Origin of the sequence: Asticcacaulis excentricus, assembly GCF_003966695.1 — a bacterium.
GTDB lineage: Bacteria > Pseudomonadota > Alphaproteobacteria > Caulobacterales > Caulobacteraceae > Asticcacaulis > Asticcacaulis excentricus_A.
This window is the reverse complement of the sequence record NZ_AP018827.1, coordinates 1,071,594-1,092,299: the sequence shown is the minus strand read 5'-3', so window position 1 is coordinate 1,092,299 and position 20,706 is coordinate 1,071,594. Positions and strand designations below refer to the sequence as shown.

The 20,706-nt window shown below is 61.7% G+C and carries 19 protein-coding genes, 1 tRNA gene and 1 pseudogene; 8 read left to right on the top strand and 13 right to left on the bottom strand.

The genetic code is table 11. The features are described from left to right. The first annotated feature begins 36 nt into the window (after positions 1-36). A complete protein-coding gene (locus EM6_RS04985; protein WP_420000736.1) occupies positions 37-837 on the top strand; it encodes a transglycosylase SLT domain-containing protein in 801 nt (266 codons plus the stop codon). On the opposite strand, the gene EM6_RS04980 is transcribed toward EM6_RS04985, so the two are convergent. Beyond that, on the bottom strand, positions 834-2,618 hold the full coding sequence (locus EM6_RS04980; protein ID WP_126420711.1) for a sensor histidine kinase: 1,785 nt from the start codon (positions 2,616-2,618) through the stop codon (positions 834-836). The two genes, EM6_RS04985 and EM6_RS04980, sit on opposite strands and share 4 nt — an antisense overlap. Before the next feature lie 178 nt (positions 2,619-2,796). On the opposite strand from EM6_RS04980, the gene EM6_RS04975 reads away from it, so the two are divergent. Then, positions 2,797-3,948: a DUF2336 domain-containing protein gene (locus EM6_RS04975; protein ID WP_126420709.1), complete on the top strand. Its 1,152-nt coding sequence runs from the start codon at positions 2,797-2,799 to the stop codon at positions 3,946-3,948. A 147-nt stretch (positions 3,949-4,095) separates the two neighbouring features. On the opposite strand, the gene EM6_RS04970 is transcribed toward EM6_RS04975, so the two are convergent. The 5 genes from EM6_RS04970 to EM6_RS04950 form a co-directional block, all read right to left on the bottom strand. After that, positions 4,096-4,791: an ABC-type transport auxiliary lipoprotein family protein gene (locus EM6_RS04970; protein ID WP_126420707.1), complete on the bottom strand. Its 696-nt coding sequence runs from the start codon at positions 4,789-4,791 to the stop codon at positions 4,096-4,098. Continuing rightward, positions 4,791-5,753: an MlaD family protein gene (locus EM6_RS04965; protein WP_126420705.1), complete on the bottom strand. Its 963-nt coding sequence runs from the start codon at positions 5,751-5,753 to the stop codon at positions 4,791-4,793. The genes EM6_RS04970 and EM6_RS04965 overlap by 1 nt, the downstream gene beginning before the upstream one ends. Before the next feature lie 71 nt (positions 5,754-5,824). Next, positions 5,825-6,631: an ABC transporter ATP-binding protein gene (locus tag EM6_RS04960; RefSeq protein ID WP_126420704.1), complete on the bottom strand. Its 807-nt coding sequence runs from the start codon at positions 6,629-6,631 to the stop codon at positions 5,825-5,827. Further along, positions 6,631-7,764: an MlaE family ABC transporter permease gene (locus EM6_RS04955; RefSeq protein WP_126420702.1), complete on the bottom strand. Its 1,134-nt coding sequence runs from the start codon at positions 7,762-7,764 to the stop codon at positions 6,631-6,633. Before EM6_RS04955 ends, EM6_RS04960 begins: the two co-directional genes overlap by 1 nt. 186 nt (positions 7,765-7,950) lie before the next feature. Further along, positions 7,951-8,199 (bottom strand): DUF3253 domain-containing protein, encoded by a 249-nt coding sequence (locus EM6_RS04950; protein ID WP_126420700.1) that lies wholly within the window; start codon positions 8,197-8,199, stop codon positions 7,951-7,953. Positions 8,200-8,242: 43 nt separating this feature from the next. On the opposite strand from EM6_RS04950, the gene EM6_RS04945 reads away from it, so the two are divergent. Beyond that, positions 8,243-8,689 carry a PaaI family thioesterase gene (locus tag EM6_RS04945; RefSeq protein WP_126420698.1) on the top strand — a complete coding sequence of 149 codons (447 nt, stop codon included), beginning with the start codon at positions 8,243-8,245 and terminating at the stop codon, positions 8,687-8,689. A 154-nt stretch (positions 8,690-8,843) separates the two neighbouring features. Here the strand turns inward: EM6_RS04945 and EM6_RS04940 are convergent, their stop codons facing one another. From EM6_RS04940 to EM6_RS04920, 5 genes and pseudogenes are all read right to left on the bottom strand, one after another. Further along, positions 8,844-9,491 carry a 3-oxoacid CoA-transferase subunit B gene (locus tag EM6_RS04940; RefSeq protein ID WP_126420696.1) on the bottom strand — a complete coding sequence of 216 codons (648 nt, stop codon included), beginning with the start codon at positions 9,489-9,491 and terminating at the stop codon, positions 8,844-8,846. 112 nt (positions 9,492-9,603) lie between these two features. Then, a complete protein-coding gene (locus EM6_RS04935; RefSeq protein WP_126420694.1) occupies positions 9,604-10,311 on the bottom strand; it encodes a CoA transferase subunit A in 708 nt (235 codons plus the stop codon). 85 nt (positions 10,312-10,396) lie between these two features. After that, positions 10,397-11,625 (bottom strand): annotated as a pseudogene (locus EM6_RS04930) (NAD(P)/FAD-dependent oxidoreductase). 3 nt (positions 11,626-11,628) lie between these two features. Then, positions 11,629-12,534, bottom strand: a complete 906-nt coding sequence (folD, locus tag EM6_RS04925; RefSeq protein ID WP_126420691.1) for a bifunctional methylenetetrahydrofolate dehydrogenase/methenyltetrahydrofolate cyclohydrolase FolD — start codon at positions 12,532-12,534, stop codon at positions 11,629-11,631. Between the two features lie 34 nt (positions 12,535-12,568). Then, positions 12,569-13,384 carry an N-formylglutamate amidohydrolase gene (locus EM6_RS04920; protein WP_126420689.1) on the bottom strand — a complete coding sequence of 272 codons (816 nt, stop codon included), beginning with the start codon at positions 13,382-13,384 and terminating at the stop codon, positions 12,569-12,571. Positions 13,385-13,513: 129 nt separating this feature from the next. On the opposite strand from EM6_RS04920, the gene EM6_RS04915 reads away from it, so the two are divergent. Both EM6_RS04915 and EM6_RS04910 read left to right on the top strand, forming a co-directional pair. Further along, the gene (locus EM6_RS04915) at positions 13,514-15,358 is read left to right on the top strand and encodes a monovalent cation:proton antiporter-2 (CPA2) family protein (RefSeq protein ID WP_126420687.1); all 1,845 of its coding nucleotides are present in this window, start codon (positions 13,514-13,516) and stop codon (positions 15,356-15,358) included. Between the two features lie 222 nt (positions 15,359-15,580). Then, positions 15,581-16,030: a hypothetical protein gene (locus EM6_RS04910; protein ID WP_126420685.1), complete on the top strand. Its 450-nt coding sequence runs from the start codon at positions 15,581-15,583 to the stop codon at positions 16,028-16,030. Between the two features lie 288 nt (positions 16,031-16,318). Here the strand turns inward: EM6_RS04910 and EM6_RS04905 are convergent. Then, positions 16,319-16,393: transfer RNA gene (locus EM6_RS04905), tRNA-Val, on the bottom strand. 55 nt (positions 16,394-16,448) lie between these two features. Next, positions 16,449-17,135 carry an HAD-IA family hydrolase gene (locus tag EM6_RS04900; protein WP_126420683.1) on the bottom strand — a complete coding sequence of 229 codons (687 nt, stop codon included), beginning with the start codon at positions 17,133-17,135 and terminating at the stop codon, positions 16,449-16,451. A 91-nt stretch (positions 17,136-17,226) separates the two neighbouring features. Here EM6_RS04900 and glmU point away from each other — a divergent pair, with 91 nt between their 5' ends. The 3 genes from glmU to gor are packed head-to-tail and all read left to right on the top strand — an operon-like array spanning position 17,227 to position 20,675. Then, the gene (gene glmU, locus EM6_RS04895; protein ID WP_126420681.1) at positions 17,227-18,591 is read left to right on the top strand and encodes a bifunctional UDP-N-acetylglucosamine diphosphorylase/glucosamine-1-phosphate N-acetyltransferase GlmU; all 1,365 of its coding nucleotides are present in this window, start codon (positions 17,227-17,229) and stop codon (positions 18,589-18,591) included. Between the two features lie 3 nt (positions 18,592-18,594). Further along, on the top strand, positions 18,595-19,287 hold the full coding sequence (gene rpiA, locus EM6_RS04890; RefSeq protein WP_126420679.1) for a ribose-5-phosphate isomerase RpiA: 693 nt from the start codon (positions 18,595-18,597) through the stop codon (positions 19,285-19,287). Between the two features lie 11 nt (positions 19,288-19,298). Beyond that, entirely contained in the window at positions 19,299-20,675 is a 1,377-nt protein-coding gene (gor, locus tag EM6_RS04885) for a glutathione-disulfide reductase (RefSeq protein ID WP_126420677.1), read from the top strand. Positions 20,676-20,706 lie beyond the last annotated feature (31 nt).

The following is a 20,706-nucleotide window of genomic DNA, read 5'->3' as shown; positions in this document are numbered from 1 at the left end:
CCCGACTCTTCCGGCCTGTCGCCGCGAAAGCAGAGTGTGGTCTCCGCTATCACGCGGGCGGCCCAGCGGACGGGTGTCGATTTTAGCTATCTGCTGAAAACCGCTCAGCGCGAAAGCTCCTTAAACCCCAATGCCAAGGCCCCGACCTCATCGGCGGCAGGTCTGTTTCAATTTATCGAACAGACCTGGTTGGCAACCGTCAAAAAGCATGGTGGCAAGCACGGCTATGGCGGCTATGCCGACGCCATCCGTCAAGGGGGCAACGGGCAATACTATGTGGCCGATTCGCAAGCGCGTCAGCAGGTGCTGGGCCTGCGCTACAATCAGGACGCAGCGGCGGCCATGGCGGCGGAGATGACGGCGGGCAATGCGGCCTATCTGAAAGGCCGCACGGGCCGTAACCCCACGGCAGGCGAACTTTATGCCGCGCATTTTCTGGGGCCAGCGGGGGCAGCCAACCTGATTGAAGCGGTGGAGCGGCGGCCTGGTGCTGCGGCGGCCAGTCTGTTTCCGGCGGCGGCCAATGCCAATCGTTCGATCTTCTACCGCAATGGCGCGCCGGTCAGCGCCGCCCAGCTTATGGCCAATCTCAATTCCAAGGCGGGCGGGGCCGTGCAGATGAACCTACCCGATGTGCCCGACAGCGACACGCCGATGGACGCCAATGGCAATGGTTATTTGCTGGCGCGTCTGCACCGCGTGCAATCGGACGCTCAGTTGCTCAATATCGCCTTTGGTAATGGAACGGGCGACCAGAGCCTGTTGTTCGCTACGCAACTTTTGTCGGCCTTCGGTCCGGAAAAGGACAAGCGCGAAGTGGGCGGCGGCTTCGTCTAACCCGTTGTCAGAGCGCGGCGCAGGGCGTCTTCCGTTTGCGGCATCAGCAGCGGGCGCACACCCATTTCACTCAGCGGTTCCGCCTGCTGACCATCGGGCAAAAGGGCCAGTATGGTCAGGGCTTCGCGCGCCTGTGTCGCCCTGAGACGTTCCAGCCATTCGGCCAGCTTCTGGCGGTTGGCCGCATTGTCCAAATCCTCAAAGGCACCCGTGGCGATCAGCACCGCGTCGATATCCCCCTTGGCGGCTAAAGACACGGCGCGCGGCCGCGTGGTGGCTGTCAGGCAGCGATGCCCCAGTCCTTCCAGCGTGTCGCGCAGTTCGACCGAACGCAGGGAGTCGTTGGATACCAGCATGACCTTGAGGCCGCTTACAGGCTCCGTAACGGGGGGGGCGGCCTCTTCAACCGGACGCGGGGCGATGGCGGCCGGATCATAGGGTAGCGCCAGCCAGAATTTGGAGCCTACATCCGGGGTGCTCTGGGCCCCGACGTCGCCGTGCATCAACTCCGCCAGACGCCGCGACAGGTTGAGCCCCAGCCCAGCCCCGGAATAACCGGCGGAGGTGCGCGCGATACGCTCGTGCGGCAGGAAGGCGCGATGCAGTTCGTCGGGCTCAAGTCCCGGCCCGGAATCCACCACCTCCACCCGCAGATGCCCGTCTGAGGGCGGTAGCAGCCGGACTTCGACCTTGCCCTTTGGGGTATATTGCAAGGCATTGGCCAGCAGGTGCGACAGAATCTGCTCCACACGCAGCGCATCACCGATGGCCGCCCCTGCGTCGGGGCGGGGCGGCAGGGTCAGGGCGAGGTCCAGCCCTCTAGCGTCGGCCATCTCCTGGAAACCGGAGGTGACCTCACGGATCAGGCTTTCGATATCCAGTGGCCGCGGGTCCAGCACCATCTGACCGGAGCGCGCTTCGCCCTCATCCAGCGTGGTGGTGATCAACCCCAGCAAATGGTCGATTTCGCTGCGCGCACTTTCGACATAGTGGCGCGGGGCGGGTGCCCGGCTGAGGTGCGACAGACCCTGCCCCAGCGTCTGATCCACGCTGCGCAGACCTGTGGCGATTTCGCGCGACAGGGTCTGCATCAGGGCCATCTGATCGCGGGTCAGGGCGTCGCGGGCGGTAAGGGCGGCTTCGCGCTCCTCAAGGGTGCGTAGCTGGGCAAAGGCCAGTTGATAATGTTCCTGCAGATGCCGGTTCATGATCAGGCCCAGAGCCAGCGCCATGGCCAGTCCACCGGTGATCAGGCCTGTCCAGGCACCGTCCGGATGGGTCAGGTTGAGCGCCAGTATAGGCCCGGCCATGGCCAGAGGCGCAAGCGTCAGCAAAAACAGCAGGACCGGTGCGCTGAAAAAGATAATCCCCACCGCGGCCCCGGCGCAGATGGTCGCGAAGACCTGTGCCGCCTGCCCCCCGCCGATACAACTCAAAGACGCCACCAGAAGGCTCAGCGACCACAGGGCCCCGCACAGCCATTGCCGCCGTAGCCGCACATTGAGACTTTGACGGGTAGGACGGGTGTCGGTTTTCAGCGAGGGCTTCAGCAAGAAAAAGGCGGCCCAGACGCAGACAAACAGCGCAATATTCAGCGCTATGGACAGAGGCGACATGAAGTAGTTGGCGCCCCAGATATAGACGGGCAGGCCGATGGCAAAAAAGCCAAGCGCATAGGGCAGCAGGCGCACCTGCGCCTTAAGACCGTAATCAAGCGCGATCTGTTCTTGCGTGGGCACGACCTCAGCGTCGGCGATTAAGGGCGGCGTGGACTCTGACATGCCCCCACAATGGCGCAAACAGATTGCGGTCCCGTTACCAGAGCCGAAAAAATTAACTTTTGAGCGAAGATCAGTCCTCAACGCGAGCCTTGGTAAGGATTCGTTAAGGGGCGGGGCGGACAATCCAAGAACGTACCGTCTCGACTCGTCCGGTACGAGATGATCAGGACCTCCTCCCATGACCGCTTCGCGTAGCCTGCTTTCCGAAACGGACGTCGCCCGTCTGGTCAGAAGTGACAATGCCGATGATCGCGCTGTGGCCACCCATAAGGTGTGCCGCCTGATGGAACGCAGCGAACTGAGCGAAGTCGAGCGCGCCGCCGCGCAGGAAATCATCCGCCTGCTGGCTGACGATGCCGCCGAACTGGTGCGCAAGTCGCTGGCGGTCACCTTGCGCACCTCCAGCCTGCTGCCGCACGACGTCGCCTTGCGCCTGTCGCGCGACGTGCAGGCGGTCGCCGTGCCGGTCTTGAGCTATTCGCCGGTGTTTACCGACGAAGATCTGGCCGACATCATCCGCTCCGGCGGGCCTGTGCGTCAGATGGCCGTGGCACGCCGCGAAACCCTGTCGGAAACCGTGACAACGGCCCTGGCCGAACACGGCGTCGAAGAGGCGGTCGTGATCGCCTGCGCCAATAATCAGGCCGTGTTCAGCAGCGCCGGCATGGATGCGGTGCTGGAACGCTTTGGCGAGTCCGAAATTGTACAGAACACGCTGATCAATCGTCAGCATCTGCCGGTCTCGGTGACTGAAAAGCTGATCCATATGGTCAGCCAGTCGCTGAAAGAACAACTGGTGTCGCGTCACGCCATCCAGCCGGAAACGGCGGTGCAGATCACCGAGGCGACGCAGGAGCGCGCCACGCTGGACGTTGCCGATCAGACGGGGGCCAGCCGTGATCCGGCGGCTTTGGCGCGCCACCTTGTCATCGCCGGGCGCATGACGCCGTCCCTGATGCTGCGGGCGCTGGCGCGCGGGCATATGGCCTTCTTTGAGCACGCTCTGGCGGAACTGTCGGGCGTGCCGCACGATCGCTGCTGGCTGATGGTGCATGATGCCGGCGCACTGGGGCTGCGCGCCATCTATGACCGGGCGGGCCTGCCGGCGCGTATGTTCCAGACCTTCCGCATCGCTGTGGACACCTATCATTCGCTGGCCAGCGAAAATGCCGATCCCGACGTGTTGCGCTTTCAGGCGCGCATGATCGAACGCTTTTTGACTCAGGTGCCGTTCGCGCCTCGCGAGGACCTGATCTATCTCTATGAGCGCCTGGACCGCGATGCGCGCGGTCGTCGCCGGGTTGGCAAATCAACCCTTCAGGCGGCCTGAGGAACGCCAAATGAAAAAGCCCGGTCGCGAGCGATATGTCGAAACGTGTGAGCGGTTTTCCGCAAAAACATCGCGACAAAGCAAAAATTTAGAGCGAAATGACGATTCCGCTCAAAGTCATCTCGCTCTAATGACCGGGCTTTTCTGTTACTGGGCGGGGGCCGGTGTTGCCACCATGGCCTCTTTGGCCTTGGCCTCGCTGACCGCCGTTTCCGTGAAAGCAATCACCTCCACCGTCACGCGCGAGGCGGCGCTTTCAAACCCTTCGATCATCGGCCCCAGACTGCCCTTGCGCACAGCGATCTCTGAGGAGATGAACTTCTCTGCCATCACCTGGCGGTCTTTTAACCGCACCAGTCGCGCATCCAGTGCCACAATGACCGTTGGCCGGCGCTTGGCATAGGCCGCCTCAAAGCGACGCACATTGATGTCGAGGCGGTATTCGCCAGACACACGGCCCTGATCACCCAGACGCACCTCAGGGCTGGCCTGCCGCGCAAAGCCTTCGGACATCAGGTCACGGAACTGCCCCTGCGCCGTGCTGGCCCAGCGGCCGCCGGAGATGTAGGACACCTCATTGCCTTCGGTCGTCACGATGCGGTCCCCGGCGGCGGCGCGCGGAAAGCCGTCGAAGTTGACGAAGACATCGACCGGCTTGGCGTCAGGCGAGGCGGGCGGGGCCTTGACCTCGCCTTTTTCCAGCAGGGCCGGGTTGAAGCGAATGCTGTAAAGCTGCACCGGCTTCACTTCGGGCAGCAGCGTAATGCAGCCGCTGAGGCCAGTGGCCAGACCGGCGGTCAGCAGACCGAGGCTCAAAGAGCGACGTGTGGTGCGCGTCATCATTACGGATTGACCTTTCTCTCTTTGGCCTTGGGCTTGCCGATCAGGCCCTGCGGGCTGGCGCGAACCTCTTCAACGAGGTCTTCGACGGAGCGGGTGGCCTGATTGAGGTTACGCAGGCTGTCCGACAGGGCGGGCAGGGTGGTCTCGGACACTTCGTTGATCGGCCCCTGCGCCGCCTTCGACAGGTTGGCGACTTCGGTGGCAGCATCGGCCAGCTTGGCCGCCGCGTCGTCGATGCGGTTCATGGTCTGCGGCACGCGATCCTTAACCAGCACATCGGCCGAATTGGCCAGCTTGGACAGGTTTTCAGCGGCGATGCCGGCCTGCACAATGGCCTCATGGGCGTCATCCAGCAGTTGCTTACGCTGTTTGAGATCCTCGGTCACTTCACCAATATCGCTGGTGATGTCTTCGATATTTTTCATCGTCTTGGAGAAGGCGTTGAGGTTATCATCCGACATCAGGCGATTGATGCGGTTGAGCGACTCATAGGCGCTCTCGATCACGCCGCCGGACCCGGCGAGCAGCTTGTCCAGGCGGCTTTCCGTGGCGCGAATAACCGGGTTGCGGGCGCCGATACCGGGCTCACGCTTGAGCAGCGCCGCTTCCTTGGAGCCCGGCGAAATCTGGATGTAGTTGAGGCCGGTGACGCCCAGAGGTTCCAGCACAGCGGTGGAATCGACGCGCACGGGCGTGGAGGAATCGACGCGCACTGTGGCAATGACCTGAGCCGTATTGGCCTTACCCAGCCGCAGTTCCTTGACCTCACCGACCTTGATGCCGTTGAAATGCACTTCGCCGCCTTCGGTCAGGCCGTTGACCGAAGAGTTGAACACGACGTCGTATTCCGAGTAGGTTTCGTTGAAACTGCCCTGAATCAGCCAGAAGGCAAAGACAAAGGCAGCCGCGGTGAGCACCAGTGTGATCAGTCCGACAACCGCGTAATGGGCCTGTCTTTCCATTTACTCTCCTCTCGTCACGGCGCGTTTGCCGCTCAGGGTCGTCGTGTAGGCGTGGACATCAACTCGGCAGGTCATGAGGCGTCTCCCGTCCCCCGGCTTTGCGAAGACCGGCCACGCGGGCCGTTGAAATACTCATGAATCCACGGGTGGTCGGATTGTTCCAGCACTTTCGGCGGGGCCTGTGCCACCACGCGCTTGTCGGCCAGCACCGCCACTTCATCGCAGATGGCGTACAGGCTGTCGAGATCGTGGGTGATCATGAAGACGGTCAGGTTCAGACTGTCCGACAGCTCGCGGATCAGCGCGTCGAACGCCGCCGCCCCTATGGGGTCGAGGCCAGCGGTCGGCTCATCGAGGAACAGAAGCTCCGGATCGAGGACCAGTGCACGCGCCAGTGCCGTGCGCTTGATCATGCCCCCCGACAGTTCCGAGGGCCGCTTGTCAGCGGCATCGAGCGGCAAGCCCGCCAGAGCCATCTTCATCAGGCCGATTTCGCGCATCTGTGCGGGTTTCAGCTTCGCGTATTCGGTCAGGGGCACGCAGACATTTTCGATGACGCTGAGCGCCGAAAACAGCGCCCCGCTCTGGAACAGCACGCCAAAGCGCGACTGCATCAGGCGTAGCTGCTTCTCGTTGAGCTTCGTGATGTCCTTACCGAACAGATGGATAGCGCCTTTGGACGGCTTTTGCAGCCCAAGGATCGAGTTGAGCAGCACCGTCTTGCCGGTGCCGGAGCCGCCAACCACACCCATGACCTTACCGCGTTCGACCGTCAGGTCGAGGTTGTCGTGCACGACGTGCGGGCCAAACTGATTGCGCAGGCCCTCAATAACGATGGGGTGCGCGGGAGTGGAAACGGGTGCGGGGGCTTCGGTCATCAGAAGTCAAACCCGTTGAACATCATGGCGACGATGGCGTCGATGAGGATGATGGTGAAAATGGCCTGCACCACGGCGCGCGTCACCTGACGGCCCAGCGAGATGACGTCTTCGGTGACGTTCATACCCAGCCGACAGCCGATAATGGTGATGGCGATAGCAAACAGCGGCACCTTGATCATGCCGACAAAGAAGTTCACGAACGGCACGTACTCGGTCATGCGGATCGAGAAGAAGTGCGGCCCATAACCCAGTTGTGCCCACACCACCACAAACCCGCCCAGAAGGCCGGCCATGGACCCCGCGAAGGTGACCAGAGGCATGGTGAGGACCAGGGCGGCAAGGCGCGGGAAGATCAGGGCGTCAAACGGGTTGATGCCCATGACGCGCATGGCGCTGATTTCCTGATTCATCTTCATGGCGCCGATTTCGGCGGTGAATGACGAGGCCGAGCGCCCGGCGATCAGCACAGCCGCGATGACCGGGCCAAATTCGCGCAGGACCGAAATGCCGATCAGTTCGACGGCAAAGACGGCGGCCCCGAACTGCTGTAGCTGTAGGATGCCCAGAAACGCGATCACCGCGCCGACGAAGAAGTTGGTGACGCAGACCACCATCAGCGACCCGAAACCCGCCTGCTGCATCTGGGCCACCAGCGGCGTCCAGCGGATGCGCCCCGGTGTGACGAGCGACAGGAAGGCGGTGACGATCAACTGTCCAATAAAGACATTCAGATCGCGCAGATCCTTAAACACGTCCTCAGTGCTGCGCCCCAGTCGCGCCAGTTCGGCAATGATGGGATTGGCTTTTTGCTGAGCTGTCTTTTTCTGCGCCTCAACCACCTTGGGCTGAATGTCGCGGATCAGTTCATAGACGGCGCTCAGTCGCGAATCGTGCGCAAACAGGGCGTCATCACCGTGTTCACCCAGAACTGTACGCAGGGCATAGGCCCCGGCCGTGTCAAAGCCGCTCAGATCATCGGTGTCGATGCGGACCGCTGAGGCCGATTTAAGGGCGGACCTCAGCCGTTCGCCGGCGTCGCGCAGGCCAATGGCGGTCCAGTCACCTGTCAGGCTGACGACCCTTGCCTCCCCACCCGGCGGCGTCTCAATTTTAAAATCAGCCTTCGACATCAAACCTGAGGGTAAAAGCAAAACGCGTTATGCGCCACTCTTCAATCCATAGCGGATATAACGCCGAAAAGATAAGGTTCCGGAAATAAGGAGACAATAGGCACCAGATTTATTCGACGCACAGGCGGTCAAGTCAGATATTACCACAGACAGACCCTGCCCGGCGGCAAAATGAACGACCTCCGCTTATTCCGCCCCCGCCAGTCGGATACGCCAGATGCCGCGGATACCGTCGAATTCGACCACCTTGCCCTTGCGCACCACCTCGATGCGCCCGGCTTCGACCAGTTGCCCGATGGCGGCGCGCACCTGCGGCAACTGGCGCCGCCAGTTTTCGGCGTTTATGGTTTTGGCGACTTGATTAGGACTTAGGGTTTCCTTATCTCCCAACTCGGTCAGGAGTTCGATAATCAGCTCTTCCACCGGGTTCGCCATGACGGGCCTAACTTTTTTGTGCGTGTTTAAACGAGGTATGCAAATGGCCGATCAGCCCAAACCCCTTCAGGTCGAGGACGGCGATTTCAAAGGGTGGTTCCTTTCGCCCTTCCATGACGACTATGTCAACCATATCGGGCCGTTTTATTATCTGCCCGGCGCAGACGGCAAGATGCAGGTGGCGCTGAAGGTCGAACAGAGACACCTCAATGGCGGCGGTATCATGCACGGCGGCTGCCTGCTGTCGCTGGCCGATACGGCATTGTATGTGTTTGCGCTGGACAATCTGCAAACCTCAGGCGGCGTGACCATGCAACTGGATGCGCAATTCCTCAGCCCCGGCAATCTGGGCGACATCGTGATTGCCACCGGTGAGATCACCCGTGCCGGTCAATCGACCATCTTCGGCCGGGGTCAGATCAAGGTCGGCGACCGCATGGTCATGACCTTTTCCGGCGTTATCAAACGCGCCAGCAAGTCGGGCGCTTAAGGATTTTGGCCACGAAAAACACGAAAAGACACGAAAAGCGACGTTCACCCTTCGGCGCGACGCGCCAAGCGTATCTCTGGGCGGTTCAATAATGGCCCTTCGGGCAAGATCAATACCGCAGCTTTTCGTGCTTTTCGTGGCTAATCTTTCAGTCTTACGCCCGCAGCGCGACCTCATAGGTGGCCTGTGTCTGGGCGGCGATGTCGTCGAGGGTGACATCGGGGGCCAGTTCGACCAGCACAAGGCCTGAGCCATCGGGCTTGACCTCAAACACGCCGAGCGTCGAGATGATCAGATCGACCACGCCCGCCCCGGTCAGCGGCAGGTCGCAGCGTTTCAGCACCTTGGACTCGCCGTGCTTGTTGGCGTGTTCCATAACGACCACGACCTTCTGCACCCCGGCGACGAGGTCCATCGCCCCGCCCATGCCCTTGACCAGCTTGCCCGGTATCATCCAGTTGGCGATGTCGCCGTTTTCGGCCACCTCCATCGCCCCCAATATGGTCAGGTCGATATGCCCGCCGCGGATCATGGCGAACGAGTCCGCTGACGAAAAATAGCTGGTTTCGGGCAGTTCGGTGATGGTCTGCTTACCCGCATTGATCAGGTCGGGATCGACCTCATCCTCATACGGGAAGGGGCCCATGCCCAGCATACCGTTTTCCGACTGAAAGGTGACGGTCATGCCCTGCGGGATGTGATTGGCCACCAGAGTCGGGATGCCGATGCCCAGATTGACGTAGAAACCGTCCTGAAGTTCTTTAGCCGCGCGCTCGGCCAGTTGGTCGCGTGTCCAGGGCATGATTAAAACTCCAAAACAAGGTGCGCCGGGCAGGCCTCGCGCATTTTTTGTTGCGCTACCGCTTCGCTGCTTGAGCGCTGATCGGCCAGTTGGTCACGTGTCCAGGGCATGATCAGGCGCCTTCTCTCTGACGCACGGTGCGCTGTTCGATGCGTTTCTCGAACGTGCCCTGCACGATACGGTCAACATAGATGCCGGGCGTGTGGATGGCGTCGGGGTCGAGCGAGCCCACCGGCACGATTTCCTCAACCTCGGCGACGCAGACCTTGCCGGCGGTGGCCATCATCGGGTTGAAATTGCGCGCCGTCTTGCGGAAGATCAGGTTGCCGCGCTCATCGGCCTTCCACGCCTTGACGATCGAGAGGTCAGCGACCAGACCCGTCTCCAGCACATAGGTCTTGCCGTTGAAGTCTTTCAGTTCTTTGCCCTCGGCGACCAGCGTGCCGACGCCGGTGGCGGTGTAGAAGCCCGGAATCCCGGCCCCGCCGGCGCGAATGCGTTCGGCCAGGGTGCCCTGCGGATTGAACTCCAGCTCCAACTCGCCCGCCAGATACTGCCGCTCGAACTCCTTGTTTTCGCCGACATAGGACGAGATCATCTTTTTGATCTGACGGGTGTTGAGCAGCATCCCCAGCCCGAAGCCATCGACCCCGGCATTGTTGGAAATGGCGGTGATCCCGGTCACGCCTGAGTCACGCAGCGCGGCGATCAGGTTCTCCGGGATGCCGCACAGGCCAAAGCCTCCGGCCATCACCGTCATCCCGTCAAACGTCAGCCCCTCCAGCGCACTCTTCGCGTCCGCATATATCTTCGACGGCATCGGTCTCTCCCGTTCGCGTATCTGATGAAAGCTAGACCGAAACGCCACCCCCTGTCATGCGCAAATTGCCGCAATGCAGCAGGTTTTAGCGAGCAGGCTGCAAATAGGGTTTCAGTGAGGCGTCGGCATCGGCGATGACGCTATCTTCCACCACCATAGCCTTATGAATCAATTGCTTGCCCGCCATAAAATCCGCCGGGCGATTGACGCTTTCGACGCAGATGACCTGCTGATCGGCGTTCAGATGAAACACGCTGAAGACCCCTGTTGCCGGATCACCGCGCGTGATCAGTTTGGCATCGGCGCGCGTCAGGCCCGCAATCTGGAGCTTATAGTCGTACTGATCGGACCAGAACCACGGCACTTCGGGCGGCGGGGCCTTGAAGCCGGTAATGGCGGCGGCGGCCTGCTTGGCCTGCTCCAGCGCGCTCGGCACGCTTTCCAGCCGATAGCGGCCCTCGTACCACGGCCTGACCTCGCGCGAGGTCACGTCGCCGATGGCAAACACATTCGCGGCCGAGGTACGGGCTTCGGGATCGACGACGATGCCGTTTGCACACGTGATACCGGCGGCCTGCGCCAGATCATCGGCGGGCAGGGCGCCTATGCCCACCAGCAGCACATCGAATTCATGCACCGCGCCATCGGCAATATGCACGCGGCGCAAATCACCGTCGGCACTCACACGCACCACCTCGGCTCCGGTGATCAGATTGACGCCGTTATCGCGGTGGATGCGCGTAAAGGCTTCCGACAGAACGGGCGAGGCGACGCGCGCTAGAATGCGGCTTTCGCGCTCAAACACCGTCACCGTGCTGCCCAGCTTGCGCGCGGAGGCGGCGACTTCCAGCCCCACATAGCCCGCGCCGATCAGGCCGATGCGTTGGCCGGCCCTCAGGTGCGGCTTGAGCCATTCGGCGTCGGCAATGGTGCGCAGCAGATGATAAGGCGTAGCCTCGGCACCGGGACAGCCGAAAGGTCGCGCCTTTGAACCGGTGGCGATGATCAGGTGCTCATAGCCGATGGGTTGGCCGTCGATGGTGACGGTCTTGCCTGCCGTATCGATGGCCTCGACGCGGCGCTCAAGCCAGGCGGCGATATTCGCGTCGTCATAGAAGTCCTGCGGCCGCAGATAGAGGTCGTCGCCCGACGCCTCGCCCTTCAGCCAGGCCTTCGACAGGGGGGGCGCTGGTAGGGCAGGTGCGGTTCGTCCCCGATCAGGGTGATCGGACCTTCGTAGCCGTACTGGCGCAGGAAGGCCGCCGCCGATCCGCCGGCGTGACCTGCTCCGATGATGACGACACCCGCGCTCATGTTTTACAGGTCGCCGGGGACGGGCAGGCCGTGCTGCACGCAGGCCGCTTGTAAGGTGTTGTTAAGCAGGCAGGCAATGGTCATCGGACCGACGCCCTTGGGCACCGGCGTGATGGCCGTAGCGCGCGGCAGGGCGGCGTCGAAATCGACATCGCCGACGATCTTGCTTTTGCCCTCGACCTCGATGCGGTTGATGCCGACGTCGATCACATAGGCCCCGTCCTTCACCCAGTCGCCTTGGATGAATTTCGGACGCCCGACGGCGGCGACCAGCACATCGGCGGTGCGGCACAACTCCGGCAGGTTGGTGGTGCGCGAATGGGCGATCGTCACGGTGCAGTTTTCATTGAGCAGAAGCTGCGCCATCGGCTTGCCCACGATGTTGGAGCGCCCGACGATCACGGCATTGAGGCCCGACAGATTGCCGTCACCGTGCGTCTTGAGCGCGTCCTTCAGCAGCATTAGCGAGCCCAGCGGCGTGCAGGGGACAATGGCGTCGAGGCCCACGGCCAGACGCCCGGCATTCTGCACATGAAAGCCATCGACATCCTTCAGCGGGTCGATGGCGTCGATGACCTTTAGTGACGACATATGCGCGGGCAGGGGCAGTTGCACCAGTATGCCGTTGACGCCGGTATCAGCATTCAGTTCGCCGATCAGTTTCAGCAGATCGGCCTCGGTCGTGTCCGCTGGCAGGACGATGGTGCGGCTTTCCATGCCGACGGCCTTCGTCGTCTCGCCTTTGTTCTTGACATAGATCTGGCTAGCCGGGTCTTCGCCGACGATCACCACCACCAGACAGGGCGTCAGGCCGTGTTCGGCCTTAAGCGTCGCCACGCGCCCGGCGATGCGTTCGCGCAGACCCTTGGCGTAGCCGAAGCCGTCGATAATATTGCCGCGCGCGCTCATGAGGCTCTCCGGAGAAGCTTGGAAATTTCGCGGCTCACTTGGCCTGTTTCGCCGCCGAAATCAAGGTCTCCAGCAGCGGTTTCAGCGTTTGCGACAAAGGCCGGGCGCGTTGCGGGTCGAAACGGGTGGGGTCGTTCATGTCGAGATAGCAGCTTTGCACGATCTCGATTTGCAGGGCGTAGATGTGGTCTTCGGGTCGCCCGTGACCGCGCGTGGTGAAGCCGCCCTTGAAACGCCCATCCAGCACGCTGGTCCAGTCGGTCGTGCGCTGCATCCAGCCTCGCAGAGCCTTGATCACCACGGGCGGCAGGGTGCGCCCGCTATCGGAGCCGAAGCTGAGATCGGGCAGCGCGCCGTCAAACAGCAGCGGGATCGACGGGCGGATCGAATGGGCGTCGATCAGCAGCGCAAAGCCGTGGCGCTGGCGCGTCGCCTCCAGCACCTCTTCAAGTCGGGCGTGATAGGGAAACCAGTACTGAAAACGCCGCTGTTCGGTCTCGGCAAGGCTCGGTTCCTGCCCTTCGAGATAGATGGGATTGCGGTCGAAATCGCTCAACGGGCACAGGCCGGTTTCAAACATCCCCGGATAGAGGGGCGAAGAGTGCGGATCGCGGTTGAGATCGACCACGTAGCGCGAATGGGTGGCAAACAGGGTCGTCGCCTCAAGCTCAGCCGCAAAATCGTACAGGCGATGGACGTGGAAGTCCGTCTCCATCACCGACAAACCCACCGGATTGAGTCGGGCCGCAATGTCCGGCGGCAGGTACGTCCCGACATGCGGCGCAGCAATAACCAGCGGTCCGCCGCGTTCGGTCAGGGTGAAGAGGTCCGGAGACGAAAGGTCACTCATGATCACAGTTGAGACGACCGGCGACAGACTGTCAACCGCAGCGGCCCTGGGAAGGCTTTTTGCCAGTCAAGCTATTGTGAAAGCCCCCCGAACGCCCCTATCTTCTGACGACGATTGCGGAGACGGCATGTGGATACGGGATTACTGCTGAATGTATTTGTGTTTCTGGCGGCGGCCTGTCTGGTCGTGCCGCTGGCGGCGCGATTCAAGCTGGGGGCGGTGCTGGGCTATCTCATCGCCGGTATCCTGATCGGGCCGTCAGGTCTGGGCTTTATCGACCGCGTTACCTCGACCATGCACTTTGCCGAATTCGGCGTGGTGATGATGATGTTCCTTATCGGCCTTGAGCTTGAGCCCGCGCTTCTGTGGCGGCTGCGGCGCACCATTGTCGGCATGGGCGGGCTTCAGGTCGTTTTATCGTCTCTGGCCCTGATGGGGACGATTCTGGTGCTCGGCAAGTTCGGCCTCAATCTGAGCTGGCAGACGGCGCTGGCCATCGGCATGGCGCTGTCCATGTCGTCCACGGCGCTGGTGCTTCAGATGCTGGAAGAAAAGCACCTGATACAGACCCAGGTCGGCGAAACCACCTTCTCCGTCCTGCTGTTTCAGGACATTGCCGTCATCCCCATCCTGATCATCATTCCGCTTCTGGCGGTAGGCGGCGGGCAGGCTCCGGCGGCGCATGGGGCCAGTCTGGTGGAACACCTGCCGGTGTGGGCGCAGGCGCTGGCGGGCCTGTCCACCATCGCCATGGTCATTGCCGGCGGGCAGCTTCTGTCGCGCTATTTCCTGCCCCGTATCGCGCGGACCAATCTGCGCGAAGTGTTTACGGCCACCTCTCTGGCGCTGGTCGTTGGGGTGACGCTGCTGATGCAACTGGTCGGCGTATCCCCGGCACTGGGTGCGTTTCTGGGCGGCGTCGTTCTGGCCAACTCCCCCTATAAGACGACGATTGAAACCGACATTCAGCCGTTCAAGGGGCTCTTGCTCGGCCTGTTTTTCATCTCGGTCGGCATGGGGATGGACGTCGATCGTCTGCTGACCCAGCCGGTGCAGCTTATGCTGGCGGTCGTCGGGCTGATGGCCATTAAGGGCTTGATTCTATACGCTCTGGCGCGGCGGTTTGGTATGGACAATATCGCCGGATCTGGGCTGGCCCTGTCCCTGGCGCAGGGCGGGGAGTTCGCCTTTGTGCTGTTTCAGTTGTCGGGGCAGTTAGGGCTTCTGACGCCCGATCTGCGCCGCTTCCTGACGCTGGTGGTGGCTATCTCCATCGGCATCACCCCGATCTGCCTTGAGCTGTTTACGCGCTATGTCGTGCCGCGCTTCCTCTCGCTCCTGCCCGAACGCGCACCGGACGCCATTGAGGAACGCAACAGCGTCATCATCGCCGGGTTTGGCCGCTTCGGTCAGATCATCGGGCGCTTCCTGCGCTCGCAGGGCGTGACCGTGACCATTCTGGAGAACAACCCGGACCAGATCGAGCTTCTGCAACGCTTTGGTATCAATCGGGCCTATTTCGGCGACGCGACGCGGCTGGATGTGCTGCGCAGCGCCGGTGCCGATCAGGCGCGGATGCTGATTGTGGCCATCGACGATGCCGAAGGCGCGGTGAAGATCGTGCAACTGGCCAAGGAAAACTTCCCGCATCTCAAGGTGTTCGCGCGGGCGCGCAACCGCCGCCACGCCTATGAACTGGACCGGGCGGGGGTGGACTACTACCACCGCGAAACGCTGGACTCGTCGATGGCGGTAGCGCGCGAAGCCCTGATCAGCATGGGCGCGCCCAAGGCCCAGGTCGAACGCCGCGCGCAGGCCTTCTTACAACACGACATCGTGACCCTGCGAAAATCCTTCGCGTTTTTCGATTCTGAGCCTGATTTGGTCAACTTCACGCGCCTTAGCCAGAAGGAACTGGAACGCATCCTGACCGACGACGAGTCCGACAGCGCCGAAGCGACCAAGACGGCTTAGGCTTGTCCGGATTAGGGTGATTTACGGCGAATTGTCCTACAACTGCTCAGTAAAACTTAATAGTTCGCGCAGTGAGGGAGGCACGCTTCTCATGTCGATATCTCGTGTTTTTATCGACGCGTCCTGACGTTGCGCTGGACGGATCGAGATAACCGGTCAGGTCATTGACCCGGCACTCGATCAGCCATAGTTTCAGCGTTAATAACAACAGGGGGATGAACGATGAAGGTATGGAACCGCGTTTTGGCGTCGATGGCGATGGTATCGGGCGCGATCCTGCTTATGTCGTCGCCCGTCGTCGCGCAAACGCAGCAGCAAGTGGATGCCGAGACAAAGCGCCGGATCATCCACGACAATTTCTATGATGACACTGATCCGCATTGGGCTAAGCTGCCCGCCGATTGGATACCCGCTTTGAGTAAGGTCTACGAAGATTTTGCCAAGACCGGCAATAACCCGGAGTGTTGGCGGGCGCTGACGCGGGGCCAGCAGTCGGAGTCATATGGTGGCAAACACTATACCGACATCATGTTCGTCGATTTTGTACATAAGCAAGAATATTACCCGAACCGGGACGGCACCCTCGGTAAATCACGCGCCGGCTGCGGCAAGCCTTACCATTACTCCGTCACCAAGGGCGGCGAGATTTTCCATAAGTATGTTCAGAAGTAACCCTGTCCTGAGCCTTGATTATCGTCCGAGGACTGATCGTTTTGTGGAGGGTCAGTAAGTCGATGCCAAACCGATGGTGAACGCACAGAATCGTAACAGGGAATCGTAACAGGCTGTAAGCCATTAGCTGCTGATTCTGTTGAGAGATTCTGGCTTAGCAGACCATCGAATCGTAACACTCCCTCCGCACAATCGTCATGAGACCGTGGGGAGACGATGACGCACGAATGATCAAAGCCGTTATGAGGCAACAGTTTGAGAGCATTTATGTCGATGACTGAGGAGAAATGGTGGACGCGACAGGGATTGAACCTGTGACCCTTCGCGTGTGAAGCGAATGCTCTCCCGCTGAGCTACGCGTCCATCCAAAGCAGGGAGCGCGCTTATTAGTCGCTGCGCGCCGCCCTGACAAGAGCTTTTATCGCAGGATAGAGGCGATGGCTGTGGGCAGTTCGTCGAAATGGTCGATCAGGGCGGCGGGTGACATCGCCTCCATCGGCGTATCGCAATAGCCGAAGCTCACCAGTACGCAGGGGACGCCCGCGTTTTGCGCCGTCAGATAGTCGGTTTCGGAATCGCCGATCAACAGCATTTTTTCCAGCGGCAGGTTCAGATCGTCGGCGCAGGCCTTCAGGTGGTCGGCATCAGGCTTTTTGAGCGGCACACTATCCGCCCCGCGCACCGAGCCGAAGCGCCCGATCAGGCCGAGCCGGGTCAGCAGCAGTTCCGACAGGGCCGTCGGCTTGTTGGTACAGACGGCGAGCGTCGCGCCCGCGGCGCTCAGTTGATCCAGAGCGGCCTCAAGCCCCGGAAAGGCGTGGCTTTCCTGATCAATGCGGTCGCGATAGAGGTCGAGAAAGCGCCCGACCATGGGCAGTTCGGCCTCTTCGCTGAGCGGCACATTGGCTGCCGCAAAGCCGCGCTGGATTAATGAGCGCGCCCCGCGCCCGACCAGACTGCGCGCCGCTTCGTAAGGGAAGGGCGGCACGTCGTATTCGGCCAGAATGGCGTTCAGCGTGCCGATAATGTCCGGCGCGGTTTCCACCAGCGTGCCATCGAGATCGAAGGCGATACCGTATCCGCTGAGGTCAGGAAGGGTCGTCATGGGCAAAATCGCTCCGGCGGGTGTTTTTCACGTTCAATTCGCCGGTGCTTTGGTCTAAATCGGGCCAAACGGCAACAGGTGAATCACGACAATGAGCCAAAACCGCAAACGCGCCGCCATCATTCTGGCGGCTGGACAGGGCACGCGCATGAAATCGACGCTGCCCAAGGTGCTGCACCGGGTGGCCGGTCGGGCCATGATGGACCTGGCCATCGATGCGGCCGAAGGGCTGAACTGTGAGCGCATCATTGTCGTGGTCGGGGCCCATTCGCCGCAGGTCGGCGACAGCGCGCGTCAGCGTCTGGGGGCCGACAGCGTGGTGGTGCAGGACCCGCCGCTGGGGACGGGTCATGCGGTGTTGGCGGCCAAGGCGGCGCTCAGCGATTTCGATGGTCAGGTCGTGGTCTCCTATGCCGATTGCCCGCTGATCGACACGCAGACGCTCAAGACCGTGTTCGATCTGGCCAAGACCGCCGATCTGGCGGTTCTGGGTTTTGAGGCCGCCGATCCGGGGGCCTATGGCCGTCTGGTCATCGAAGGAACGGACGACCTCAGCGCCATTGTCGAGGCCAAGGAGGCGACGGCGGAACAACTGGCTATCCGCGCTTGCAATTCCGGCGTGCTGGCGGCGGATCGCGCCACCCTGTTCGCCCTGCTGGACGAAGTGCGTAACGACAATGCCAAGGGCGAATATTACCTGACCGACGTGGTGGGCATCGCCAAGGGCCGTGGGTTGAAACCCAAGGTCTGTTTCGTAGCTGAAGAGGATGTCACGGGCGTCAATTCTCAGGTCGAACTGGCGGCGGCCGAAGCCATCTGGCAATCGCGCCGCCGCAAGGCCCTGATGCTGAACGGCGTGACCATGCCTGCGCCGGAGACCGTCTTCCTGTCGTGGGACACGCACATCGCGCCGGGCGTGGTGGTTGAGCCCAATGTCGTCTTTGCCGAAGGGGTGAGCGTTGCCTCAGGGGCGGTGATCCGCGCCTTTTCGCACCTTGAGGGGGCCAGCGTTGCCGAAGGGGCGCTGATCGGTCCCTATGCCCGCCTGCGTCCGGGGGCCGATATCGGCAAGGATGTGCACATTGGCAATTTTGTCGAGGTGAAGAACGTCAGGATCGGTGAGGGGGCCAAGGCCAATCACCTCAGCTATCTGGGCGACGGCGAGGTCGGCGCGAAGGCCAATATCGGCGCGGGCACCATCTTCTGTAATTATGATGGCTATTTCAAGCACCGCACGATCATCGGCGAAGGGGCCTTTGTCGGCTCTAACGCCTCGCTGGTTGCGCCGGTGACGGTGGGGGCCGGGGCCATCACCGGATCGGGTTCGGTGATTACGGAGGATGTGCCCGCTGACGCGCTGGCCTTTGAGCGTTCGCGCCAGACCGAAAAGGCCGGATGGGCTAGGGCCTTCCGTGAACGCAAGGCGGCGGAAAAAGCCGCCCAAAAGAAAGGTTAAGTCATGTCCGCCGATACCCAGAAACAGGCCGCCGGGCTGGCCGCCATTGACCATATCGAAAACGGCATGAAGGTCGGGCTTGGGACCGGCTCCACGGCCGCCTGGTTCGTCAAGGCCGTGGCCGACGCCGTGCAGGGCGGGCTGAAGCTGACGCTCGTTTCCACCTCGAACCAGACGACGCATCTGGCGCAGTCTCTGGGGCTGGAGATCAGGGATATCAACGATGTGGGCAAGCTGGATGTCTGCGTCGATGGCGCGGACGAAATTGGGGCCGGGCTGGCCCTGATCAAGGGCGGCGGCGGCGCGCTTTTGCGGGAAAAGCTGATCTGGGAAATGGCCGACCGCTGTATCGTCATCGCCGATGCGGCCAAGCACGTGGCCACGCTGGGGGCCTTTGCCTTGCCGATCGAGGTCGAGCCCTTTGCCTATAAGGGTACGATCAACCGCATCTGCGACGTGCTGAGCGAGTTTGACATCGCCAAATTGCCGGTTTTACGGAAAAAAGGCGGTGAGCCCTTTGTGACCGACGGCGGCAATCTTATCTTTGACGTGCCGTGCGGGGCGATCCTTGATCCTTCCGGACTGGCCAGCGCGCTGAAAGCCACCACGGGGGTCGTCGATCACGGCCTGTTCCTCGATCTGGCTGACATTGCGCTGATCGGCACCGATAGCGGCGTCGATATCCTCCATCCGTAAGAAAGCGCGACATGTCCACATTCGACTATGATCTTTTTGTGCTGGGGGCCGGCTCTGGCGGGGTGCGCGCGGCGCGGCTGAGCGCGCAACTGGGCCTCAAGGTCGGCGTGGCCGAAGGCGACAAGCCGGGCGGCACCTGCGTGGTGCGCGGCTGCGTCCCCAAAAAGTTCATGGTCTATGCCTCCGAAGTGCCGGAGCAGGTGGCCTATGCGCGCGGCTTTGGCTGGGAGGCGCAGACGGGCCGCTTCGACTGGACCAAGTTCCGCAATGCCAATCTGGCTGAGGTGTCGCGCCTGTCGGACATCTATGCCGCCAATCTGGTCAAGGCCGGGGCGGACCTGATCCCCGCCTGGGCGAAGCTCACCGGGCCGCATACGCTGCACCTGACGCCGACCAATGGCGACGCCCCCTATGAGGTGACCGCCAAAACCATCTTGATCGCCGTCGGGGGTCAGCCCTTCGTGCCGGAAGCGGTCGAAGGGCATGAATTGGCCATCAGCTCCAACGACATGTTCCTGCTGGATAAACTGCCGAAGTCCATCGCCATCGTCGGCGGCGGCTATATCGCCGTTGAGTTTGCCGGTGTCATGAACGGCTTTGGCGTCGATACGCACATCCTCTATCGCGGCGATCAGATCCTGCGCGCCTTCGATCAGGAGGTGCGCGAGCACCTGACGCAGGAGATCGGCAAGAAGGGCATCAAGGTCATGTGCCACGCCGACCCCAAAAAACTGGAAAAAACCGATAAGGGTATAAAAATTACCCTCACCGATGACACCGAACTGACGGTCGATCAGGTGCTCTATGCCACCGGCCGCCGTCCGCATACGGACGGGCTGGGCCTGACCGAGGTTGGGGTTGAGCTGGACCGCGACGGGGCCGTGGTGGTCGATGCCTATTCGCGCACCGCGGTTGAGCATATCTTTGCGGTGGGCGACGTCACCAATCGCTGCAACCTGACGCCCGTGGCCATCCGTGAGGCCGTGGCCTTTGTCGAGACGGCGTTCAAAGACAATCCGACGGCCTATGACTACGCCAATATCCCCACGGCGGTGTTTTCGCAGCCGCAGATAGGTACGGTGGGCCTCACCGAACAGGACGCCGTGGCGCGTGGTATCCGCGTCGATATCTATACGGCGCGTTTCCGTCCCATGAAGACGAGCTTTGTGGCGGGCGAAAGCCGCACGCTTATGAAGCTGATCGTCGATCACAAGACCGATGTGGTGCTGGGCGCGCACATGGTCGGGCCGGACTCGGCGGAAATCATCCAGATGGCCGGTATCGCCGTGAAGGCGGGCCTGACCAAGGCCCAGTGGGACGCTACCTGCGCCGTCCACCCAACAGCAGCGGAAGAGTTCGTCACGCTCAGGGACAAGCGGATGGCGTAAGCGTGGCTCTAAGCCTGGGGATAAATATTGC

What these genes read in the sequence shown, in the direction of transcription:
- EM6_RS04950 (WP_126420700.1), bottom strand. Translation starts at nt 8,199, where the DNA reads ATGGCGAACCCGGTGGAAGAGCTGATTATCGAACTCCTGACCGAGTTG.
- EM6_RS04940 (WP_126420696.1), bottom strand. Translation starts at nt 9,491, where the DNA reads ATGCCCTGGACACGCGACCAACTGGCCGAGCGCGCGGCTAAAGAACTT.
- EM6_RS04970 (WP_126420707.1), bottom strand. Translation starts at nt 4,791, where the DNA reads ATGATGACGCGCACCACACGTCGCTCTTTGAGCCTCGGTCTGCTGACC.
- rpiA (WP_126420679.1), top strand. Translation starts at nt 18,595, where the DNA reads ATGTCCGCCGATACCCAGAAACAGGCCGCCGGGCTGGCCGCCATTGAC.
- EM6_RS04945 (WP_126420698.1), top strand. Translation starts at nt 8,243, where the DNA reads ATGGCCGATCAGCCCAAACCCCTTCAGGTCGAGGACGGCGATTTCAAA.
- EM6_RS04955 (WP_126420702.1), bottom strand. Translation starts at nt 7,764, where the DNA reads ATGTCGAAGGCTGATTTTAAAATTGAGACGCCGCCGGGTGGGGAGGCA.
- EM6_RS04980 (WP_126420711.1), bottom strand. Translation starts at nt 2,618, where the DNA reads ATGTCAGAGTCCACGCCGCCCTTAATCGCCGACGCTGAGGTCGTGCCC.
- folD (WP_126420691.1), bottom strand. Translation starts at nt 12,534, where the DNA reads ATGAGCGCGCGCGGCAATATTATCGACGGCTTCGGCTACGCCAAGGGT.
- EM6_RS04900 (WP_126420683.1), bottom strand. Translation starts at nt 17,135, where the DNA reads ATGACGACCCTTCCTGACCTCAGCGGATACGGTATCGCCTTCGATCTC.
- EM6_RS04965 (WP_126420705.1), bottom strand. Translation starts at nt 5,753, where the DNA reads ATGGAAAGACAGGCCCATTACGCGGTTGTCGGACTGATCACACTGGTG.
- EM6_RS04975 (WP_126420709.1), top strand. Translation starts at nt 2,797, where the DNA reads ATGACCGCTTCGCGTAGCCTGCTTTCCGAAACGGACGTCGCCCGTCTG.
- EM6_RS04910 (WP_126420685.1), top strand. Translation starts at nt 15,581, where the DNA reads ATGAAGGTATGGAACCGCGTTTTGGCGTCGATGGCGATGGTATCGGGC.
- gor (WP_126420677.1), top strand. Translation starts at nt 19,299, where the DNA reads ATGTCCACATTCGACTATGATCTTTTTGTGCTGGGGGCCGGCTCTGGC.
- EM6_RS04960 (WP_126420704.1), bottom strand. Translation starts at nt 6,631, where the DNA reads ATGACCGAAGCCCCCGCACCCGTTTCCACTCCCGCGCACCCCATCGTT.
- glmU (WP_126420681.1), top strand. Translation starts at nt 17,227, where the DNA reads ATGAGCCAAAACCGCAAACGCGCCGCCATCATTCTGGCGGCTGGACAG.
- EM6_RS04935 (WP_126420694.1), bottom strand. Translation starts at nt 10,311, where the DNA reads ATGCCGTCGAAGATATATGCGGACGCGAAGAGTGCGCTGGAGGGGCTG.
- EM6_RS04920 (WP_126420689.1), bottom strand. Translation starts at nt 13,384, where the DNA reads ATGAGTGACCTTTCGTCTCCGGACCTCTTCACCCTGACCGAACGCGGC.